Annotated in this window: 17 protein-coding genes; 14 read left to right on the top strand and 3 right to left on the bottom strand. The window is 54.3% G+C overall.

The window, feature by feature from the left end; genetic code table 11:
• Positions 1 to 5 precede the first annotated feature (5 nt).
• A complete protein-coding gene (gene dksA / locus BLW37_RS01090) occupies positions 6 to 455 on the bottom strand; it encodes an RNA polymerase-binding protein DksA (RefSeq protein ID WP_091338161.1) in 450 nt (149 codons plus the stop codon).
• 211 nt (positions 456 to 666) lie between these two features.
• Here dksA and pepB point away from each other — a divergent pair, with 211 nt between their 5' ends.
• From pepB to BLW37_RS01060, 6 genes are all read left to right on the top strand, one after another.
• Entirely contained in the window at positions 667 to 1,962 is a 1,296-nt protein-coding gene (gene pepB / locus BLW37_RS01085) for an aminopeptidase PepB (protein ID WP_091338158.1), read from the top strand.
• Between the two features lie 86 nt (positions 1,963 to 2,048).
• Positions 2,049 to 4,496: an ATP-dependent helicase HrpB gene (gene hrpB, locus BLW37_RS01080; RefSeq protein WP_091338155.1), complete on the top strand. Its 2,448-nt coding sequence runs from the start codon at positions 2,049 to 2,051 to the stop codon at positions 4,494 to 4,496.
• Positions 4,493 to 6,604, top strand: coding sequence for a penicillin-binding protein 1B (mrcB, locus tag BLW37_RS01075; protein WP_091338152.1), 2,112 nt, complete (start codon positions 4,493 to 4,495; stop codon positions 6,602 to 6,604). The genes hrpB and mrcB overlap by 4 nt, the downstream gene beginning before the upstream one ends.
• A gap of 133 nt (positions 6,605 to 6,737) precedes the next feature.
• The gene (locus BLW37_RS01070; protein ID WP_091338149.1) at positions 6,738 to 8,912 is read left to right on the top strand and encodes a winged helix-turn-helix domain-containing protein; all 2,175 of its coding nucleotides are present in this window, start codon (positions 6,738 to 6,740) and stop codon (positions 8,910 to 8,912) included.
• A gap of 86 nt (positions 8,913 to 8,998) precedes the next feature.
• Positions 8,999 to 9,292 (top strand): hypothetical protein, encoded by a 294-nt coding sequence (locus BLW37_RS01065; protein WP_091338146.1) that lies wholly within the window; start codon positions 8,999 to 9,001, stop codon positions 9,290 to 9,292.
• Between the two features lie 78 nt (positions 9,293 to 9,370).
• On the top strand, positions 9,371 to 11,452 hold the full coding sequence (locus BLW37_RS01060; protein ID WP_171907508.1) for a winged helix-turn-helix domain-containing protein: 2,082 nt from the start codon (positions 9,371 to 9,373) through the stop codon (positions 11,450 to 11,452).
• Here the strand turns inward: BLW37_RS01060 and hemL are convergent.
• Positions 11,449 to 12,738, bottom strand: coding sequence for a glutamate-1-semialdehyde 2,1-aminomutase (gene hemL / locus BLW37_RS01055; protein ID WP_091338141.1), 1,290 nt, complete (start codon positions 12,736 to 12,738; stop codon positions 11,449 to 11,451). The genes BLW37_RS01060 and hemL overlap by 4 nt on opposite strands.
• Before the next feature lie 16 nt (positions 12,739 to 12,754).
• Positions 12,755 to 13,777 carry an aspartate carbamoyltransferase gene (locus tag BLW37_RS01050; protein WP_091338138.1) on the bottom strand — a complete coding sequence of 341 codons (1,023 nt, stop codon included), beginning with the start codon at positions 13,775 to 13,777 and terminating at the stop codon, positions 12,755 to 12,757.
• Between the two features lie 232 nt (positions 13,778 to 14,009).
• Between BLW37_RS01050 and BLW37_RS01045 the strand changes: the two genes are divergently transcribed.
• The 8 genes from BLW37_RS01045 to BLW37_RS01010 are packed head-to-tail and all read left to right on the top strand — an operon-like array spanning position 14,010 to position 20,732.
• Complete coding sequence (locus tag BLW37_RS01045) at positions 14,010 to 14,549, top strand: Na+/H+ antiporter subunit E (RefSeq protein ID WP_171907507.1); 540 nt, start codon at positions 14,010 to 14,012, stop codon at positions 14,547 to 14,549.
• On the top strand, positions 14,543 to 14,797 hold the full coding sequence (locus BLW37_RS01040) for an MrpF/PhaF family protein (protein WP_245785567.1): 255 nt from the start codon (positions 14,543 to 14,545) through the stop codon (positions 14,795 to 14,797). Before BLW37_RS01045 ends, BLW37_RS01040 begins: the two co-directional genes overlap by 7 nt.
• Positions 14,794 to 15,093 carry a monovalent cation/H(+) antiporter subunit G gene (gene mnhG / locus BLW37_RS01035; RefSeq protein WP_091338132.1) on the top strand — a complete coding sequence of 100 codons (300 nt, stop codon included), beginning with the start codon at positions 14,794 to 14,796 and terminating at the stop codon, positions 15,091 to 15,093. The genes BLW37_RS01040 and mnhG overlap by 4 nt, the downstream gene beginning before the upstream one ends.
• The gene (locus BLW37_RS01030; RefSeq protein WP_091338129.1) at positions 15,090 to 16,025 is read left to right on the top strand and encodes a hydrogenase subunit MbhD domain-containing protein; all 936 of its coding nucleotides are present in this window, start codon (positions 15,090 to 15,092) and stop codon (positions 16,023 to 16,025) included. Before mnhG ends, BLW37_RS01030 begins: the two co-directional genes overlap by 4 nt.
• Complete coding sequence (locus BLW37_RS01025) at positions 16,022 to 16,294, top strand: NADH-quinone oxidoreductase subunit K (protein WP_091338126.1); 273 nt, start codon at positions 16,022 to 16,024, stop codon at positions 16,292 to 16,294. The genes BLW37_RS01030 and BLW37_RS01025 overlap by 4 nt, the downstream gene beginning before the upstream one ends.
• A complete protein-coding gene (locus BLW37_RS01020) occupies positions 16,291 to 17,709 on the top strand; it encodes a complex I subunit 5 family protein (protein ID WP_091338124.1) in 1,419 nt (472 codons plus the stop codon). The genes BLW37_RS01025 and BLW37_RS01020 overlap by 4 nt, the downstream gene beginning before the upstream one ends.
• Position 17,710: 1 nt before the next feature.
• Complete coding sequence (locus BLW37_RS01015; protein WP_091338121.1) at positions 17,711 to 19,210, top strand: complex I subunit 5 family protein; 1,500 nt, start codon at positions 17,711 to 17,713, stop codon at positions 19,208 to 19,210.
• Positions 19,203 to 20,732, top strand: a complete 1,530-nt coding sequence (locus tag BLW37_RS01010; RefSeq protein WP_091338118.1) for a proton-conducting transporter transmembrane domain-containing protein — start codon at positions 19,203 to 19,205, stop codon at positions 20,730 to 20,732. The genes BLW37_RS01015 and BLW37_RS01010 overlap by 8 nt, the downstream gene beginning before the upstream one ends.
• The last annotated feature ends 9 nt before the right edge of the window (positions 20,733 to 20,741 follow it).

Raw genomic sequence — 20,741 nt, 5'->3', positions numbered from 1 at the left:
GCATCTTAGCCGCCGAGTTGCTTTTCCTTGATTTCTGCTAAGGTTTTGCAATCGATGCACATATCAGCCGTTGGCCGTGCTTCCAGCCGCTTGATGCCGATCTCGATACCGCAGGTGTCGCAGTAGCCAAAATCGTCATCTTCGATTTTCTGCAGCGTTTTCTCAATTTTTTTCAGCAGCTTACGCTCACGATCGCGGGCGCGTAACTCCAGACTGAACTCTTCTTCCTGGGCAGCACGATCGACCGGGTCCGGGAAGTTGGCCGCTTCATCAGCCATATGAGTTTTGGTGCGATCCACTTCTTCGCGCAATTGTTTGCGCCACGCATCCAGAATTTTCCGGAAGTGCTCCCGTTGCTTGGAGTTCATGTACTCTTCGCCCACAGCCTCCTGATAAGGCTCCACTCCGGCTAAGGCCAATAACCCCAGCGGTTTGTTTGCTTTGCCCTCTGGCATAGTCATCTCCTGTACAATACAGCCAAGCAAAAATGGCGGATATTCATAACAGAATATCAAGCACATCGCAAATTAAAGACGCAGAAGTATACAGAGTGAACATCCGTACGTCATCTGTTTTCGTGGACCGATGTGCGCTGAGCTGATTTTTTGCCGCGACATGGTACAATCACCCTACTAAGTACCCTCAGCTGATACAGGATAGTTTTTTATGACGGATATGATTCGTATTTCGTTGCAACCCGATGTGGCCGCAGAAAAGTGGGGCAAAAAAGTTAGCCTGACGCCGACGGCTGAAGGGTTTCAAATCCATCTGGATAGCAAGCAGCCAGCGCGCAGCATTCAAAAAGCAGCCCGCCAGCTCGACGGCCTGGGCATTGAACAGGTAGAGCTGAGCGGCGACGGCTGGACTTTGGAATTGCAATGGGCCTTTTATCTGGGCTTTACCTCGGCAAAAAAATTGAATGGTGTGCAGTGGTATGGGGAAGAGGCGACCCAACTGCAGCAGCTGGCCAGCTGTTTTGGCTGGGCTCGTCAGATCACCAATCAAACACCGGAGCAATTATCACCCGAAGCGCTGGCCCACGAAGCCATCGAATTTTTAACGCCGCTGGCACCGGACTCCATAAGCCATCGCGTCATTCGTGGTGAGGAATTACTCACCGAAGGCTGGGTTGGCATCCATGGCGTGGGTCGGGGCAGCGAGCGACCGCCGGTAATGCTGGTGCTCGATTACAACCCAACCGGCAACGCCGATGCACCTATCGATGCGGTTTTGGTGGGCAAAGGCATTACCTTTGACAGTGGCGGTTATTCCATCAAGCCGAGTGAATCCATGTCGTATATGAAATGCGATATGGGGGGGGCGGCCACTGTAGCGGCTGCTCTGGGACTGGCCATCCAAAAAGGCTTGTCGCACCGGGTGCAATTGGTGCTGTGCTGCGCCGAAAACCTGATCAGCGGCCATGCCTACAAGCTGGGTGATATCCTGACCTACAAAAACGGCACCACGGTTGAAATTCTCAATACCGATGCCGAAGGCCGTCTGGTGCTGGCCGATGGCCTGTTATACGCCTCTGAAACCGGCGCTCCTTTGATTATTGATGCCGCTACCCTGACCGGTGCCGCTATGGTGGCGCTTGGCAATGATTACAACGCACTTTTTGCGCTGGATACGGCGTTGCAGCAGCGGGCGCTGGGCTATGCCAACCTGGTGCAGGAGCCGACCTGGCCACTGCCGCTGGCTCCCTGGCATCAGCAGCAATGCCCTTCGCCTTATGCCGATACCGCCAACAGCCGTCCCATCAAAGGTGGTGGCAGCGGTGGTGCCAGCAATGCGGCCGGCTTTTTAAGCCGTTTTGTGCCGGAGGGGGGGAAAGGTTGGTTGCACTTTGATCTGGCGGCTGCTTTTAACAGCAGCAATACCGGCCTCTGGGCCGCTGGTGCCACTGGCATGGGGATCCGTGCCATTGCAGAAACCCTGCGTCAGGAAGCCGGTAAAGTTTAGTACAACTCTAAACCTGTATTTGGTCATGTCTTTGCCGGTGTTGACGGCCGAGACATGACCCTAACCTCTGCGAGACCCGAACTGCGATGGAACTCCCTGTTGCTGCCATAGCTGGCGATCTTGTGACTGCTCTGCGTCAACAGCAGCGGGTGATCCTGTCGGCACCGCCTGGTGCCGGTAAATCCACCTGGTTACCACTTTATTTACTGCAGCAGTCAGAATTTGTCGGCAAGAAAATCCTGCTGCTGGAGCCTCGGCGGCTGGCAGCTAAGAGCATTGCCAGTTACATGGCGTCGCAGCTGGGAGAGGAGGTTGGCCAAACGGTTGGCTATCAGGTGCGGCTGGAGCGCAAAAGCAGTGCGGCCACCCGCTTGTTGATCGTGACTGAAGGCCTGCTTACCCGTTTCATTCAACAAGATCCTGAGTTAAGCGCCTGGGATCTGGTGATTTTTGATGAGTTTCATGAACGTTCCTTGCAGGCCGATCTGGCGCTGGCACTCAGCTTAGAAGCGCAGCAACTGCGTGATGATTTGAAGCTGTTGCTGATGTCGGCCACCTTGGATACCGGGCAACTGGCTAAAGCACTGGATGCGCCTGTGCTGAAAAGTGAAGGTCGTAGTTATCCGGTCAGCATTCGCTACCAAACTCCGGATCGCCAACCTGTCTGGCAACAACTGGCCCGGCTTTGCTGGCAATTAGTGCAGCAGGAAGAAGGCAGCCTGTTGGCGTTTTTACCTGGTCAGGCTGAAATCCGCCTGGCGCATGACTGGTTGTTGCAACAAGGCTTGCCCGATTCAGTGCAGGTTCACCCGCTGCTAGGCAGTTTAACGCTGCAACAACAGCAGGCGGCCATTGCTGCCTGCCCACCCGGTCAGCGCAAAGTGGTGTTGGCGACCAATTTAGCGGAAACCAGTTTAACCATCGACGGTATTCGTGTGGTGGTCGACAGTGGCTTGTACCGCAAAGTACGCTTTTATCCAAAACATGGGGTGATGAAACTGGAAACGGCAGCCATTAGCAAGGCTTCTGCGATTCAGCGGGCTGGCCGGGCAGGGCGATTATCACCAGGTCTTTGTGTGCGGCTGGATAGCGAATGTCAGTGGCAGCGTCGGGCCAGTTTCACCCCGCCGGAGATGCTGGAAGCCGAGTTAACCGCACTACGATTGGAGCTGGCTGGCTGGGGCGTGCAAGCCAATGAGCTTTTTTGGCTGGACCCACCACCCAAGGCGCATCTGGCGGTGGCCGAGGCGTTATTGCAGCAACTGGGCGCATTATCGTCCGGATTAAAAATGACGCCGCTGGGGCAGCGCATGCTCAGCTTGGGCACCGAACCCAGGCTGGCCGCCATGTTGTGCCGTGCCGAAGCGCTGGAGCAACAAGGTGAGCAGGGCGCACTCTGGCTGGCGGCGCTGCTGGCTGTACTACTGGAGAAAAGCCGGGATGACAGCCCGCTCTGGGGGCAGTTGCAGCGGCTGCAGCAGCAAAAAAACTCGGCTGCTTATCAGCAGGCAGAGCAATGGTGTCGGCAGCTTACAGGCAGGAAAAGCGGCACTCTGCGTCAAGAGTTACTGCTGCCACTGCTGTGTTTTGCCTATCCGGATCGGGTGGCGGTGAAGCGGGGTAAAGGCTATTTGCTGGCCAATGGTGCCGGCGCTGTTTTACCGCCTGATCATGTTTTAGCCAGCGAGCCGATGTTGCTGCTAGCCGGTGTGCAGCTAACCAGTCAGGGGTTGCTGATTCGTCAGGCCGAGCGCCTGACCCTCGACACCCTGCAGCAGGTTTTTGGCACAGAGCTGAGCTGGCAGCTGTACAGTGCTTTTGATGAGCAAAGTGGCCGCTTTATCAGTGAGCAGCAACGACGTTTTGGTGCCTGTATTTTAGAGCGCAAACCGGCGCCACAGGCGCTAAACGGCGAGCAGCGGCGTCAAGGCTGGTTGGATTACATTGCACAGCGCGGCTTGGTGGTGTTGCCATGGGGGGCTGCCAGCGAACAATGGCTGGCTCGGGTGCGGCTTTGGCAGCAGTTGGAACCCGGGCAGTGCCCGCATGGTTGGCAAGCGGATGATTTGCTGACTAGCCTGGATGCGTGGTTAGGGCCCTGGCTGTTGGATTGCCAGAATCTACAGCAACTGAAACAGCTGCCGTTATTGCAGGCGCTACAAAGCCGGCTGGATTATCAGGCGCAGCAGCAGTTAGCCAGCCTTTTGCCGACCCACTGGCAGGCACCGACTGGAAGCCGTCTGATGATTGACTACCTGGCCGACGGTGGGCCTTTGGTTGCAGTGCGGATGCAGGAGGTTTTTGGCCAGTTGCAAACACCTGTGCTGGCGAGTGGCAAGCTACTGCTTACGCTGGAACTCTTGTCGCCAGCGCGCAGACCTTTGCAGCGCACGGCCGATTTAGCCAGTTTTTGGCAAAATGCTTACCGGGAAGTACGTAAAGAAATGAAAGGGCGTTATCCAAAACATTATTGGCCGGAGGATCCGGCACAAGCTATGCCAACTACTAAAACGACCAAAGCGATGAACTTATGACGTGGCTCAGTAGCCTGAAAAAAAAATTACCTCTACCTCGCCAAGCGCTGCGTTATCTGGGCTGGACGCTGCTCAAGCTGAGTCTGGCCATGTTGGCAGCGGCTGCGATTTACCTGGTGTACCTGGACAGCAAGGTGACGCAAAGCTTCAGGGGGCAAAAATGGCAGGTGCCAGCCCAGGTATTTGGTCGTAGCCTGCAGTTGCAGCAAGGACAGCCACTCACTCTTGGCGCTTTGGTGCAGGAGTTGGAGTTGTTGCAGTATCGCCGGGTATCGGACATCACTGGCCCGGGCCAATTTCGGTTGGCCAACCAGGCGGTGGATATTTACCGGCGTGAATTTTATTTTGCCGATGGCTATGCAGCGCCAGAGCGCTTTCTGGTGCAGTTTCGACAGCAAAGGATTGAACGGATCCAATGGACGATACCAACAGTTGCGCCTGAATCAGGCATGGCCCGCCTGGAAGCCCCGTTGATTGAGCACCTGATTTCAGCGCAGCAGGAAGATCGTGAATTGCTGCGACTGGAGCAAGTCTCACCCATGCTGCGTGATACCTTGTTGCTGGTGGAAGACCGCGATTTTTATCGGCATCATGGCGTGGCCCCACTGGCCATCCTGCGTGCTTTTTTGGTGAACCTGACCGCAGGCCGAACGGTACAGGGGGGCTCTACCTTAACCCAGCAGCTGGCCAAGAATATGTATCTGACGCAGGATCGAACCCTGTGGCGTAAAATCAATGAAGCCCTGATGGCGCTGATTTTAGAACTGCGTTTTAGCAAAGACGAGATCTTAGAAGCCTACATCAATGAAGTTTACATTGGTCAGAATTTTGCGCATCCGGTGCATGGCTTTGGCCTGGGCAGTCGCTTTTATTTTGCCAAACCGCTGAATGAACTGACGGCAGCAGAAACGGCACTGTTGGTTGGCCTGATCAAGGGGCCGTCTTTTTACGATCCCAGGCGTAATCCGGAGCGGGCGCAGCGCCGGCGTGATCTGGTGTTGCGGCTGATGTTCGAACAGCACATGCTGGATCAGCAAGCCTACCGCGAAGCTCTGGAAGAGCCGATTGCCTTAATTGCACGGGGCCAGCACCAGTCGGATCGCTACCCAGCTTATTTAGCTAAGGTACGGCAGGAGCTGCGCAGTCAGCTGCAGGACAAAACCTTGCAACAGAGCGGCTTGCGGATTTTTACCTACTTTGATCCTGTGCTGCAGCAACAAGCGGAAAGTGCCATTGCCAGCAGCATGCGCGGTCTGGATCCTGCGATTGAAACTGCGGTGGTGTTGGCAAGTTATCGTGAGGGCAGCCTGACGGCTATGGTGGGTGGACGCGATCCGCGTTTTGCCGGTTACAACAGGGCTATAGATGCCAGGCGGCAAATCGGCAGTCTGATCAAGCCGGTGATCGCCATTGAAGCTCTGGACCAGCCTGAGCGCTTTGACTTGCAGACGGTTTTGCTGGATGCGCCTATTCAGCTGCGCAGCAATCAGCAGGACTGGCAACCACAGAATTTTGATCAAACTTTCCGTGGTGAAGTGACCTTACTGGATACCCTGGTGTACTCCTACAATGTGCCTATGGTCCGGCTGGGGTTGCAGCTGGGTATGCCACAGGTAGCAGCCGCGCTCAGCAAACTTGGCTTGCAGCGCCGGATTACCCTGCACCCGGCGGCTTTACTTGGGGCCATTGAGTTATCACCGCTGGAAGTAACCCAACTGTACCAAACGCTGGCCAATGCCGGAGTGCATCGGAGCCTGGCCAGCATAGCGGTAGTGACGGACCAGCAGGGCATTGTTTTATATCAGCACCAGCCAGCCCCGATCCGCCGTTACAGCGTTGAAGCCACAGCCTTGTTGCACGATGCGATGCAGCAAAGTGTACAACGAGGCACAGCCCGAGCTTTAGGGCAGCAGTTTCCCAACCTCGCAGGGAAAACGGGCACCTCCAGTGATTACCGTGACAGTTGGTTTGTGGCGATGGATGACGACAAAGTGGTCACAGTGTGGCAAGGACGGGATGATAATAACTCCACCGGTTTAACTGGTAGCTCAGGAGCCCTGCAGTTAACGCGTCAGTTTTATCGCCTTCATGGTGCCGTTAGGCCCTGATGGTGGGCCTTGTTGAAGCTTTGTTAAGCAGTAGGGTAAACTCATTGCCTAATGTACTTGTTATTCTTCGAGTTTTAAGTTGATAATGGTGAATTAAAATTGTCGACAACCACGGATAATTTGTGAACAGGCTATGGCGATAAAACCAGAACATCGATTGAACGTGGGCGCTTGGACTTATTTACCAGAACGTGACAAGCTGGTGAAGTGTGATGCGAACGGGCAAGTCATAGAAACAGCCGAGCTGGATAATTTATGTCAGAACGTGATGAATTATCTGATGGTGCATGCCGGCGAATTGGTTAGTAAAGATGATTTGCTGGAAAAGGTATGGGGCATTCGGGCAGTTTCGGATGGTCGCATTACCCGGGTAATCCGGGTGCTCAGGGTCGCACTTGGGGATGACAGCCGTACCCCGACTTACATCGAAACCGTGCCGAAGCGCGGTTACCGGCTGGTGGCACCGATAGAGCGTGTCGGCGAGCCAGGGGCTATTCACGAGGCAAAACAAGCCGAAACGAATAGCATGGACGAGGTAGTTACCGCAACGCCAGTAGGTAGCAGCTGGCAGCGCCGGGCTCTGTTGTCGGTACTGGTGCTGATGCCGTTGCTGCTGGCCGGTTATTTCTGGCTGGCAACCCAGCCTGCCGAGGATGATTTCAGTGCGATTCCACTCTGGCGCTATGAACCAGTCACCTTTTTGGACGGCATTGAATTTTATCACAGCATTTCACCGGATGAGGAACTGCTGGCGTTTAGTTATGCCAGTAGCCCCAGTGATTCGGTGGTACGCCTGAAACTGCAAAACCTGAAAACGCATCAGGTGGTGGCATTAACCGAAGCACCCTACAGCAGTTTTGGTGCCGCCTGGAACCCGGATGGCACCCAACTGGCGTATCAACGGGTTTTATCAGGGCGCTTATGTGAAATTCGCTTACTGACTTTGAATGCGCAGCGGGATCGGGTGCTGACCGATGAGCTGTTAACCAGCTGTGGTGCTCAGTCCATCTCTGCCCGACTTAGTTGGTCACCGGATGGCCGTTTTCTGGTTTATCCATCACGTGAAGATGGGCAAAACCAGATGGCATTGATGTTGTATCCGATGGCGGGCGGTCAGCCGCAGGTGCTTACGGCTCCACCAGCCTCGGGTTTTGGCGATTATGCGGCCCGTTTTTCAAGAGACGGTAATCAATTGGCTTTTTTACGTTATACATCCGGCGCAGCTGAATTGTGGGTATTGAGTCTGTCTAACCGTTCGAATCAAATGCTGGTGAGGTTCCACGAATACATTCCTGGTAATGTTGATTGGAGCCTTGATGATCAAAAAATCATTTACCCAACAGGGCAAGCCACGCTGGGCGCTGTGCATGCTCAAAGTGGGATTAGACAGATGCTGGCCTATACCAGCCATAATGCACGAGAAATTCAAATTAGTACTTCTGGTCGTATTCTGGCATCGGTAGGCTCATTTTCACAGCTGAATATCCTGAAGGTACCCAATGAGGCGCAAGCATCGCCCTATGCAAATAACCAACAGGTGTTTAGTTCGAACCGCAGCGAAGCCTTTGCAGAAGCAAGCCCTGTTGAAGGAGGCCCTGTTGCTGTTGTGTCAAGGCGCTCTGGTGTTTCGCAGGTGTGGCTGTTCAATGAAGATGGAAGTCAGGTCCAATTAACCCATTTTGCAGACAATGAGCGCTTTAGCGAGTTGCGCTTTTCTCCTAATGGGAAATATTTGCTTGCGCTAATCAGCCAGCAGCTGTGGCTGCTGCAAGAGAATAAACCACCAAGGGCATTAGTACACAATGGAAGTGAGAACATTTCCAATCCAAGTTGGAGCTCTGATAGCCGAGCTATCTATTTTGCCGCTTCTCAGCGTGGGCAATGGCAACTGATGAAGCTGGATATTGAGGAGGCTGACACTGCTGAGTTGCTCTATGCTGATCGCGCCTTGTATTTAGAAAGCCCGGGGGGCCGTTACCGTTTTTGGCAGAGTAGTCACGATCACCGCTACTATCTGGAGATGGCTGGTAATATGGCACAACAGCTTGATTTGATAAGTGATGGCGTGCTGCCGCTCCGTTTTGTTCTGACAGATGAAGGTTTGTACTTTTCCAGTTATCAGGAAGACAATCGTTACCAGCTTTTTTATCTAGACTTTACCAGTATGCAGCTGAAAGTTGCTACTTCGGCTGCCTTGTATTTTGATCAATTCAGTGTAAGTGCTGATGGCCGATACTTATATTTGCCCTCAATGGGTGCTGGGGATACGGATATCGCAGAGATTTCGGTTGTACAGCAAAATTTATAGCTTTTTTATAAGGATTTCATCGAGTTATTTTGTTTCCTCTATGACAGTCTCAAGGTGTTCAATACACACACACTGAGGACTGCACTATGAGAAAGTTAATGACAACCGCTGCTATCGCTACTTTTATCGCAGGTGCTGCTATTGTGGCAACCAGCTTTGAAATAAAAACACAACAATATGAAGCCGACTCCTTGCTTGCATGCTTGTGGTTTCCTGTATGCAAAGATCCTGACTTTCATCAGCCTCATCCGATTGAGCCAGAGGCTTCAGTGGGCGATATATTGGAAAAAGATTCTATGTATGCTTGTCTGTGGTTCCCTGTCTGTAAAGATCCAGACATGCCTGTCTTTGCAGAGCAGAGCGAAGCCGCGATTGCATAACTCTGTAACAATTACATACCTGAAATTTTGCCGCTTTCCGTTATAATCCGTCCATACCTCGTGTAAGGACGGATTGCTTTGTCTAAGCTGGAACCCCTGGTTCAATTTGGCCCCTGGTGTTATCGCGCATCAGTCGGCAAGCTTTGGTTAGCCGTTGGCAATGAATCCACGGCCATCACGCTGGAACCCCGGCTGCAAAAGCTATTGAACTATTTTCTGCTGCATCCAAATCAACTGCTGTCCAAAAATCAGTTGATCGAAGATGTGTGGCCAGCAAGTGAGGGCACCGACGGTGCTGTCATGCGTGCAGTAGGTGCTTTACGCAAATTGCTAAAGGACAATACGCAGGCGCCTGTTTTTATAGCCACAATTCCGAAAAAAGGATACTGCTGGTTGGCCGAGCTGGTTCCTCTTACCAGCCCCAAAGCTGTGGATGCGACTCAAAAGGATAGTACGCAATCCACAAGGGCAACACCGGAGCTAAAGACGCCCAGTCAATCGAATCGTCAGTTTATTCTGCTGGCAGTGATGTCTTTGCTGATTAGTTGCGGCATCTTGGCTTATGGCTTAACGCATCTGACGCTCGGTAGCCATCAACCGGTTCTGACCCGGATTGAACCCGTCAGTGCCCTGAATGGCCGTGAACAATTGCCGGTTTGGAACCCATCGCAACGTAGCTTGTTGTATCAGCACCAGGCCAGCGGTCAGACTGATTGGCAATGGGTGCTGCAGGCGGAGCAGCAAATGTCTCCTGTGTATGCGCCGATGATGTTTAAGGCGCTTGGTAAGCCGGTATGGTTGGGAACGGCAATTTATTTCAATGCCATCGGGCAGGATGACTGCGGTTTGTACCGACAGACTGTTTTGCCGGAGTTTTCGACACCAGAGCGGCTTACCCATTGTGAACAGTGGCTCAGAGCTGGATTGGTGCAGTTAAACAACCAGTTGTACTGGCTGGATAAGCTGCCTGGGCATCAGAGCAGGTTTCAATTGTGGCGCAGCCAGAGCGCAGCAACTGAGCCCGGTTTTGTGCCGGAGCCATTATTGGATACACCGCTGCCGGCATTGGAAATTCATCGCTTGCTGGTGCATGATGAAGCTCTATATGTGCTGGCTCAGGTCAGTTTTAGTCAAACTCAGCTTATCAGAATACAACCGGAAAATGGCAGTTGGCAGGTGTTAAGGCGTTACTCAAAGCAACTGACAGAACTGGCTGAGCTGCACGGACAGCTTTGGTTGGGGCAACCCCAGCAACCTTTTAAGCGACTTAGCCCGACGGGTAAAGCAAGAGACTCGCTGGGACCTTTGTCTGCCGACCTGACGGACTTAGTTTTCGCGAACCAACAGATTCTCGCAGTGGCTGGAGCTAAACCAATCAGCGACTTGTGGTTTATGCAGTTTGTTGGGGCTGAGCCCTCCTGGCAGCGCTGGTTTGCATCCAATCGCAGTGAGCGGCTGGCAGCGCTGGCTGAGCAGCAGGTTGCTTTTGTTTCAAATCGTTCTGGTCATGGACAAGTTTGGCTGGCACGGCGTGATCAGTTGCGCCAACTAACGGAGCTGGACTCCGAGCAACAAATACAACAACTGCTCTGGTACCGTCAGCAACTGGTTGGATTGATCAATAGCCAGCTGTATCAGGTGGATCTGGGGACCGGCCAGCTGCATTCTTTATTGCCGCAAGGTACTGTCATCAGCCGGGTTGAAGTGTGCCGCCAACAATTGTACTGGACAGCCTTTGATCAAGCCGCTGGTTGGCGTTTGTTCCGCATGGCAGCCAACAGCGTGGAACCTTTGTTGGATGATGTGCTGGATGTGCGCTGTGCTGACGATGGTTTGCTGCTCCGGCGTGAACAGTCGGCACAGTTGCAGCTTTGGTATCCTCAGGGTGGGTTTACGGAATTGACACTTACCGGTTTTCCGCAAAATATCAGTCAGGATGGTCTGTGGCTGACCAATGATAAGGGTATCGCCTGGTTGGAGCCGCACAGTGCGACCTTACACCTGCAGAGTTGGCAGGGAGAGTTGCAACAGATCGCATTACCAACGGAACAGACACCAGTGGCCATCTACAGTGATCGCAGTGGCCAGCATTGGTTGTTGCAATTAAACCGGCAGCAGGACAGCGATATAGTCCGCTTGCTGCCGGAGCGTTCGCCTTAGTTTGTCGCCAGTTGGGCAAAGCTGCGATCGGCAGCCGCTATGGTAGCGGCCAGATCAGCCTCGCTGTGTGCCAGCGATAAAAAGCCGGCTTCATAAGCGGAAGGAGCCAGATATATCCCCTCATTGAGCATCAAATGGAAGAAGCGTTTGAAAGCTTCAATATCGCACTGGGTGGCCTGGGCGAAATTGCTGATGGCTTGCTCCTTGGTAAAAAACAGGCCAAACATACCGCCAACCTGAGTGGTGGCAAGTGGCACGCCATGCTTATCCGCTGCAGCCTTGATACCGGCAATCAACTGGCTGGTCTTCTCCGTCAGGGCTTCATACACGCCTGGTTGACGGATGGCATGAAGGGCAGCCAAACCGGCGGCCATTGCCAGCGGGTTGCCCGACAAAGTGCCGGCCTGGTACACCGGGCCTGTGGGTGCTATCTGCTGCATAATGGCGCGCTTGCCGCCAAAGGCACCGACGGGCATACCGCCACCAATGATTTTACCTAAAGTAGTTAAATCGGGCTGCACGTCATACACGGCTTGTGCACCGCCCAGTGCGACCCGAAAGCCAGTCATCACTTCATCAAAAATCAGTACGCTGCCGTATTTATCACATAACGCTCTTAGCCCTTCTAAAAAACCCGGGGCTGGTGGAATGCAGTTCATATTGCCAGCGACCGGCTCGACGATGATGCAGGCGATGTCCTGCCCACGCTCGGCAAAGATTACTTCGAGCTGCTGCAAATTATTAAACTCAGCAGTGAGGGTGTATTTGGCAAAGTCTGCCGGCACCCCCGGCGAGTTCGGTACACCTAACGTCAGAGCGCCAGAGCCGGCTTTTACCAGTAAGGAGTCGGCATGGCCGTGGTAGCAGCCCTCAAATTTTAAAATAGTGTCGCGGCCGGTGTAACCGCGTGCCAATCGGATGGCACTCATGGTGGCTTCGGTACCAGAGCTGACCATCCGTACCATTTCCATACTGGGTACTAACTTACTGACCAGCTCGGCCATCTCAACTTCAGCCGGGCAAGGTGCACCAAAGCTTAAGCCATTCTCTGCCGCCTGTTGTACCGCCTGGCGAATGGCAGGGTGATTGTGGCCCAGCAACATCGGGCCCCAGGAGCCAATGTAATCGATGTAACGTTTGCCATCGACATCAAAAATATAGGGGCCATCGGCTTTTTCAATGAACACCGGTGTACCACCGACACTTTTAAACGCCCGTACCGGTGAATTGACACCGCCGGGAATGGTATGTTGGGCGCGTTCAAACAGTTGCTTGGATTTATTCATGCTGGGTCCTTGGGGATTAAAGCGGAGAAAAGGAGGATTTGTTGCTGTACCAGGGCACATCGCACTCGTACTTGGTCACCAGGTGCTCGACGCCAAGCGTCAGGGCAAACAGGGCCATCCGGATTACCACGCCATTATCGGCCTGACGGAAAATCGCCAGATTTGGGTTCAGATTCAGATCGTTATCTAGTTCATTGGCATCCAGTCGTGAGTCGCGCGGCAGTGGATGCATAATGACGGTATTGGATTTGCAGTGCCGGGTGTATATGTCCTGATTCAGCCGGAATTTACCGCGGTACAGGTTGGCTTCGTCTTTGCTGGCAAAGCGCTCTTCTTGCACCCGGGTCTGGTAGACAATATCTGCCGCCAGCTTGCCTTCCAGCGTATCGCTGAACTCAATGCTGTGGCCGGCGTTTTCGATGGCACTGACTACTGTATCTGGCATGGCCAGCTCGGTTGGCGATATCAAGGTGAAACGGATATTTTTGTACAGACAAAGCAGCTTGGCCAGTGAATGCACGGTGCGACCAAACTTCAAATCACCGACCATGGCAATATGCATACCATCAATACTCTGGCCACTGGCGGCCAGCTCTTTTTCGATGGTGAAGAGATCCAGTAAAGCCTGCGTTGGGTGTTCATTGGCTCCGTCACCGCCGTTCAGCACCGGTACCCGGCTGCCTTCGGCAAACTCAGCCACCGAGCCGGACTGTGGGTGACGCATGGCAATCACATCGCTGTAGCTGCTTAGCACCCGGGCGGTATCAAACAACGACTCGCCTTTGGCCAAGGCTGAGCTTTGCATGCCGGTGGTTTCGCGTACTTCACCACCCAGTAAATTAAAAGCACAGCCAAAGCTCACCCGGGTACGGGTGCTGGGTTCAAAAAATAAATTCCCTAAAATAGCTCCATCCAGCACCTTGGTACGCTTTTTTCGGCAGGCATAAGGCTCCATGCTGCGGGCTACCTGAAACACCTGCTGAATACGATCGCGATCAAACTGGCTGACGGAAAGAATATGCTGGCCTTTGAAGCTCATATGCTGCTGCCTGTAGTTGCTAAGAGTAAACTGGGAAGATTGGTTTTAGGCGCGACCGACAACGCTGTGACCCATCTGCTTAAGGTTGTCTATTATACGACAGAGTGGCTAGCAAAGGCGAATGCTGTGCAACATTGCGGGTTTGAGTTTTCTTACGTTTAGCCATAGTATAAATTGTGATTTGTTTTTTATTTCAAGCAGTAAAGCCAAACCAGCAGCTTTAAGGATACCAATGCAACCAGCCACAGGACAGCAACCAAGCCGTTCAAACCTTACGACCCTGCAACGTCTGGCGTGCCGTGCGCTTTTCTATGCCTTGCTGTGGGCGCTACTCAGTGGTGGTGAAGGCGGGTGGTTTTTTCTGATGCTGTTGCCGCTGTTGCTTTGGTTGTCTGAGCGCTGGTCTGTGCCTTTGCTTCGACTACGCTGGCGTTACCTGCCTGGTTTTGTCGGCTATTTCCTGGTTGAAATGTGGCGGGGGGGCTTTGATGTCGCCTGGCGTGCGCTGCAGCCTGTACCTGCGATTGCTCCGAATTGGCAGCGTTACTCCATTCGCCTACAGCGAGCCAGTGCACAGCGGATCCTGGCCTGCCTGATTAGCTTATTGCCTGGCACCACCGTCTGCCGCAGTCGTTTGTCCGATCAATCCGGCGATGATAAGGCTTGGTTGGAGCTGCACCTGTTAACTGACAGCAGTGACTGGCAGCAGGCGGTCGCCAGGCTAGAGCAGCGCTTAAGTCAGTTATTGGCTGGGGAGAGCCCCTTATGTTGATGGGAATTGCCGCCGCTATCTTACTTACGGTGTTGCTGGGTTTATGGCGGGTCTGGCGTGGACCAGATTTGGTCAATCGTCTGTTGGCTATTCAATTACTGGGTAGTGGCGGCGTGGCTATCTTGTTGCTGTTATCTCAGGCGCTGGCTCAACCAGCTTTGCTGGAGGTTGCTTTGATCATTGCGTTGCTGGCTGCCGTGGTGCCTGCTGCATTTGTCCAGCGATTAAAACAGGATCAGCGCAAATGATGGTCTGGTCGGGCGTACTTTTATTGGTAATGGGGCTGCTGTTTTTTTTGGCAGGCAGTTTGGGGTTGCTGCGCTTTCCGGATGTCTTTAGCCGACTGCACGCGGTGACCAAGGCCGATACCCTTGGCCTTGGTTTTATTGTGCTGGGACTGGCGCTGCTGGAGCCGAATTGGCAGCGTTTTCTCCTAATGCTGCTGATCTGGGGACTGGTGATGCTATCCGGTACCATTTCCTGTCAGTTGCTTGGACAATATGGCCGTGACCAGCAGGCCGACTATAAGGAGCCGGCAGAATGAGCGGTGACTTTTGGTTTGATGCTTTGCTGGGGCTATTGCTGTTGCAGTTAGCGCTGGCGACGATACTCGCTCGCCAGTTGGCGGCAGCCGTGATGCTGTATGTGGTTTTCGGCTTGATGTTAGCCCTGGCCTGGGCTCGGTTGGGGGCAGCTGATTTGGCGCTGGCAGAAGCCGCCATAGGGGCAGGGCTGACCGGTGCCTTGCTGTTTTCAGCTTTAGCGCGACAACCCAAAGCATTAGCGCCGGCACAGGGGCCTGGCCGGGTGGAGCGCTTGCCGGCCCTGCTGCTTTGCATTGCGAGCAGTACCGTGCTTGGCTGGACACTCTGGCAGCTGCCACTACAGCCACAACACAGCCAGCTGCCAGCAGCGCTGGAGCAACTGGGCAGCAGCGGTACCGAGCATTTGGTGACGGCTGTGCTGCTGAACTTTCGTGCCTGGGACACCTTGCTCGAATTGCTGGTGTTGTTACTGGCTTTACTCGGAACTCGCTTAGTGGCTGCGCCAGAGCCTGCGGCGCTGCAACACTGGCCACTGGCCAGGCAGTGGAGCAAACGCTTATTGCCCCTGTTGGTGTTGGTGGCATTTTTTGTGCTGTGGCGCGGGGCTACAGCGCCAGGGGGCGCATTCCAGGCGGGAGCCTTGCTTGCAGCTGCGCTGGTGGTGCTGCGTCTTAATGGTCAGCTACCGGCACTTCGTTTCGATTTATGGTGGGTGCGGGCATTGATTCTGGCTGGGGTACTGGCTTTTTTGCTGGCTGGATTACTTAGTCTGTGGCTGAACTGGCAACCAGAGCAAGCAGTGCAATGGCTGCGCTGGCCGCTGCCGTTGGCCAAAGGTTTGATCCTGCTGATTGAGCTCAGTGCCACCCTGGCAATAGGCCTGACCCTGACTTTGTTGGTGGTGGGTGAACGCAAGGAGCTACGTGGATGAGCCTGGTGCATTGGTATCTGTTGATTGCGGCTGGCCTCTGGGGCATCGGTTGCTATGGCTTGATCCGGGGCCCTGAGTTGTTGCGACGTGTCATTGCGCTGAATCTGATGGGGGCAGCCGTTTTTTTGGTGATGGTGACGCTGGCTGCCCGCACTGAACCGGCTGATGGCGTCTTGCATGCTCTGGTACTCACTGGTCTGGTAGTGGCGGTGAGTGCCACTGCCTTTGCACTGGCCCTGGTCGCCCGTACGTTGTCGGAGTCGGCATGAGCTTCGCTCTGGCGGCTGTGTTACTGCCACTGCTTGCGGCTGTACTGGCCTTGTGCTGGCGTAGTGAGGCCGCCAGGCTGGTGTGGCTTAGTACCTTGTTCAGCCTGCTGCTGGCGTTGGCGGCTTTGTGGCAGGTGGTGACCTTTGGACCAGTCAGTATGCAGTTGGGTGGCTGGCAGACTGGCCTTGCTATTCGCTGGCACTTGAATGAGCTCTCGGCTTTATTGCTGCTGATGACCGCTTTGATCCATAGTCTGGTCGCCAGCTACAGTTTTAGTCAGTGGCGTGATGCTGGCTTATCGGCTGATTTCTGGCCGCTCTCGGCTTTATTGCAAGCGGCTTTATCATCGTTGTTTTTGTCGGTTGACCTGTTCAATTGGTATGTCACTCTGGAACTGTTGGGGCTGGCCGCCGTGGCTTTGGTGTTACTGAGTGGTAAAAAAGCTTTGCAGGCAGCCATGCGTTATCTGTTGCTGTCATTGGCTGGGTCCCTTTGCTATTTGTTGGGAGTCGCCTTGCTCTATGGCCATTATGGTTGGCTGGATGTACCCCAACTGGCCGTGGCTATCAGCGAGGAGCCGGTCGATCACCGGTTGGCACTCTGGTTGATCACAGCGGGCCTGATGCTCAAAGCTGCGCTTTGGCCATTGCATGTCTGGTTACCCGCCGCCCATGCCGCGGCGCCAGCTCCGGTTAGCGCTTTGTTGTCGGCGCTGGTGGTAAAAGGGCCGCTCTTTATGCTCTATATGATCTGGGGGCAGTTGGCAGGACCTGAACTCGCAGTAACCGGCAGCTGGTTGTTTTTGCTCACGGGCAGTATGGCGCTAGTGGTGGGTGGCTGGTCGGCATTACGGACCCCTTACGCCAAAGTGATGGTAGCTTATTCGACCGTGGCACAGCTGGGCTATGGCTTGCTGGCACTTGGCCTGATGTTGCATTTGACCGATCCGGCCTTTACTCAGGCACTCTTTCTCTTTGTGCTGGCGCATGCGCTGGCCAAAACCTCAACCTTTCTGGCCGTTGGTGAGATGCAGCTGCGGTTAGGTGGTAAGCGACTAAGTACCTATCGCGGTGCTAGCCAGACCATGCCACTGGCCATGTTTGCCGTAGCGGTAGCTGGCGGCAGTTTGATTGGCTTGCCCCCAAGCGGTGGTTTTGTGGCGAAATGGCACTTGCTGCTGCCCCTATGGCAGCACAGTCAGCTGTGGTGGTTGTTGCCGGTGATCCTAGCGGGTACCTTACTTTCTGCAGCTTATATCTTTCGTCTGGTGGTGCTGGCCTTTAACCGGGCTAAGCCCGTGAGCCCTGACTTTGCCCCGGTCTTGTTGCCGCAATGGCTGGCATTGTTGCCTGCCTTGCTGGTCTGGATGCTGGCTTTTGCCAGTGGGTCTCTGCTGAGCTGGCTGGGAGGCTGAGATGGACTGGAATAGCTGGTTGCCTGTGTTTATTGTATTGAGTTCGCTGCTGCCTGGCTTGTTGATTTTTAGTCTGGCAGAGCATCGGTTTGCATTGCGTACGACGCTGAACCTTGGTGGCGTTGTGGTGAAGCTGCTGCTGGTGGCCTGGATGTGGCAAGGTGTAAAGGCCGGCGAGGATTATTATTTCGAGTTGCCTTTTTTACCCGGTGGCGCTTTTATTCTGCATGGCGATGCTCTATCACTGCAGTTTGTCTTGTTGTCCTCGGTGCTTTGGTTGGTCACGACCTTGTATGCCATTGGTTACCTGGAAGGCTCACCGCTGCGTTCGCGTTTCTTTGGCTATTTCAGCTTGTGCGTCAGTGCCACTGTCGGCCTTGCCTTGTCAGGCAACCTGATTAGTTTTGTGCTGTTTTACGAGCTGCTGACATTGGCTACCTTCCCGTTGGTGGTGCATCGCGGCACGGTGGAGTCCTTGCGGGCTGGCAGGCGCTATTTGGCATATACCATCAGTGGTGGCGTGGTGCTGATGCTAGGTGCTGCGTTATTGCATAGTTTGACCGGCAGTCCGGTTTTTATGCCGGGTGGTTACTTAAGTCCTTTGCTGGCAGAGCACAGTGGCCTACTGATGCTGGCCTTTGTGTTGCTGATTACAGGGTTAGGGGTTAAAGCTGCCTTGCTGCCACTGCATGGCTGGTTGCCTGAGGCCATGGTGGCACCTGCACCGGTCAGTGCTTTATTGCATGCCGTGGCTGTGGTCAAAGCCGGTGCTTTTGGCATTGTTCGGGTGGTGTACGATGTATTTGGCGTGGATGTGATGCAGCAGCTGGATTTGACCTGGCCGCTGGTATTGCTGGCCTCTGCCACTATTTTGTATGGCTCCTGGCGTGCGCTGCAGCAGCAGGATCTAAAGCGTCGACTAGCTTACTCGACCGTTAGTCAGGTCTCCTATGTCACGCTGGGGGTCGCCATGTTGGGTCCGGTGGCGGCAGTGGGTGGCCTGGTGCATCTGGTGCATCAGGGCGTGATGAAAATCACGCTGTTTTTCTGTGCCGGTAACTTTGCCGAAACTTTGGGCATTCATAAAATCCGTGAACTGAACGGAGTAGGTCGGCGCATGCCGCTTAGCAGTATCGCTTTTACGCTGGGGGCCTGCGGCATGATAGGGCTACCTGCTACGGCTGGCATGATCAGCAAATGGTATCTGGCCAGCGGTGCGCTGGAGGCGGGGTATCCGCTGGTACTGCTGGTGCTGCTGACATCCAGTGCACTCAACGCCATGTATTTTTTGCCTGTGATCTTTCGGATCTGGTGTCTGCCTGCCGGCGATTGGCCAGCGCCAAAGCAGCTGTCCCGGCGCTTTGAAACCCATTGGATGTTGCTGTTGCCTCCGGTGATTACCGCTGTGTTGATTGTGTTGATGGGGCTGCTGGCGGGGACGGATCTCAGCCCACTGAGCTGGAGCAAATTGATTGTTGAGCGGGAGTTTAGCTATGACTGAGCTGCAGACACTGCTGTGGCCGGGAGCCGAGTTTGCGGTGCCAGAGGGGCCGGTTGCGCTCTGGTTTGGCTTTACCCTGCTGCTGTGGCTTTGTGCCGGCTTGTACAGTCTCAGTACCATCAATCAGCGTAAAGCTCTGTACTGGAGTAGCTTTACTCTGGCAATGGCGGGCAACCTGCTGCTGTTGCTGGCGCAGGATGTGCTGGGCTTTTATTTGGGCTTCGCCCTGATGAGCTTATCTGCCTATGGTTTGGTCATTCACAGTGGCCAAGGTGCGGCCAGGCGAGCCGGGCGTTTGTACTTGCAATTGGCTATCTTTGGTGAGCTGTTGCTGTTTGCTGCCTTGCTGCTGCGCGTAGAGACGGCCGATGGTGCTCTGGCGATCAGCGATTTACAGGCCGCAGCCCTTACCCCCCTAACCCTGTCACTGTTGTTGCTTGGTTTTGGTTTAAAAGCGGGGTTCTTCCCACTGCACATCTGGCTACCGCAGGCACATCCTGCCGCACCGGCTCCGGCCAGTGCTGTGCTATCCGGGGCTATGATCAAAGCTGGCTTGTTTGGTCTGTGGCAGTTTATTCCGGCTGGTGATGGGCTCTTGTTGCTATGGTTGCCCTGGTTGCTGGTGCTGTGCTTTAGCTCGGCTTTTTTCGGGGCTTTGTTGGCATTGCTGCATCGCAAAACCAAGGTGGTGTTGGCGTACTCCTCGGTCAGTCAGATGGGTTATCTGTTGTTGGCTCTGGTATTGTATTGGACTAGCCCAGCCGATTACCAAGCTCAGGCTGCCTGGCTGCTGGTTTGGTATGCCTGCCATCATGCCTTGTTAAAATCAGCATTATTTCTGGCTGCCGGCACAGTCAGTAGCTACCGGTTGCAAGTCTGGCACTGGCTGGCCTTGATTTGGCCATTAGTGAGCCTGAGCGCTTTGCCACTGAGCTCAGGCGCTGCGGTAAAATACGGATTGAAGCAGGATCTTGGGCAAAGTATTTTTGCGAACTGGTCGCTGTTGCCAGGCTTACTGACATTAGGTGCACTTAGCACCGCTTTACTGGCCTGGCACTTGTTGGCGTTGTTGCGCGAGCAGCACCAGCCGACAAGGCCAAAGCTGCCATCGACAGCTAGCTTTAGCTGGCTGGTGCTGGTGCTTGCTTCACTCAGTATGCCTTGGTGGCTGACCCAACTGCAGCCGCTGTGGTGGCAGGCGCTGCAACCCGCCGCCATGCTGGCTGCAGGCTGGCCTGTGTTGTTGGCTGCTGGTTTGTACTGGTGGTGGCAACATCGCGGACGGCCGCTACCCGCGAGCTGGCAGGACCCGGTAAGCCCGGCGCTGGGTTGGTCCTTGTGGCTAAAATCCTGCTACCAGACGCAAAGCAGTCGCCAACAGGCCTTGCCGCTGCCTCAGTGGCGAAAACAGGAACGCCGGGCCAATCGTTGGCTGACCCAGCAGGCGTTATTACCACTTGCCAGCAGCACCTTACTGGCTGTGATTCTGTTGTTGTGGCTATTGAGCTCAGTGTCTCGTTAAGCAATATGC

It is taken from the genome of Alkalimonas amylolytica (assembly GCF_900107845.1).
GTDB lineage: Bacteria > Pseudomonadota > Gammaproteobacteria > Enterobacterales > Alteromonadaceae > Alkalimonas > Alkalimonas amylolytica.
This window is presented reverse-complemented; position numbering and strand designations above follow the sequence as displayed.

Coding starts and splice junctions, on each gene's coding strand:
- dksA (WP_091338161.1), bottom strand. CDS start 455: ATGCCAGAGGGCAAAGCAAACAAACCGCTGGGGTTATTGGCCTTAGCC.
- pepB (WP_091338158.1), top strand. CDS start 667: ATGACGGATATGATTCGTATTTCGTTGCAACCCGATGTGGCCGCAGAA.
- hrpB (WP_091338155.1), top strand. CDS start 2,049: ATGGAACTCCCTGTTGCTGCCATAGCTGGCGATCTTGTGACTGCTCTG.
- mrcB (WP_091338152.1), top strand. CDS start 4,493: ATGACGTGGCTCAGTAGCCTGAAAAAAAAATTACCTCTACCTCGCCAA.
- BLW37_RS01070 (WP_091338149.1), top strand. CDS start 6,738: ATGGCGATAAAACCAGAACATCGATTGAACGTGGGCGCTTGGACTTAT.
- BLW37_RS01065 (WP_091338146.1), top strand. CDS start 8,999: ATGAGAAAGTTAATGACAACCGCTGCTATCGCTACTTTTATCGCAGGT.
- hemL (WP_091338141.1), bottom strand. CDS start 12,738: ATGAATAAATCCAAGCAACTGTTTGAACGCGCCCAACATACCATTCCC.
- BLW37_RS01050 (WP_091338138.1), bottom strand. CDS start 13,777: ATGAGCTTCAAAGGCCAGCATATTCTTTCCGTCAGCCAGTTTGATCGC.
- BLW37_RS01045 (WP_171907507.1), top strand. CDS start 14,010: ATGCAACCAGCCACAGGACAGCAACCAAGCCGTTCAAACCTTACGACC.
- BLW37_RS01040 (WP_245785567.1), top strand. CDS start 14,543: ATGTTGATGGGAATTGCCGCCGCTATCTTACTTACGGTGTTGCTGGGT.
- mnhG (WP_091338132.1), top strand. CDS start 14,794: ATGATGGTCTGGTCGGGCGTACTTTTATTGGTAATGGGGCTGCTGTTT.
- BLW37_RS01030 (WP_091338129.1), top strand. CDS start 15,090: ATGAGCGGTGACTTTTGGTTTGATGCTTTGCTGGGGCTATTGCTGTTG.
- BLW37_RS01025 (WP_091338126.1), top strand. CDS start 16,022: ATGAGCCTGGTGCATTGGTATCTGTTGATTGCGGCTGGCCTCTGGGGC.
- BLW37_RS01020 (WP_091338124.1), top strand. CDS start 16,291: ATGAGCTTCGCTCTGGCGGCTGTGTTACTGCCACTGCTTGCGGCTGTA.
- BLW37_RS01015 (WP_091338121.1), top strand. CDS start 17,711: ATGGACTGGAATAGCTGGTTGCCTGTGTTTATTGTATTGAGTTCGCTG.
- BLW37_RS01010 (WP_091338118.1), top strand. CDS start 19,203: ATGACTGAGCTGCAGACACTGCTGTGGCCGGGAGCCGAGTTTGCGGTG.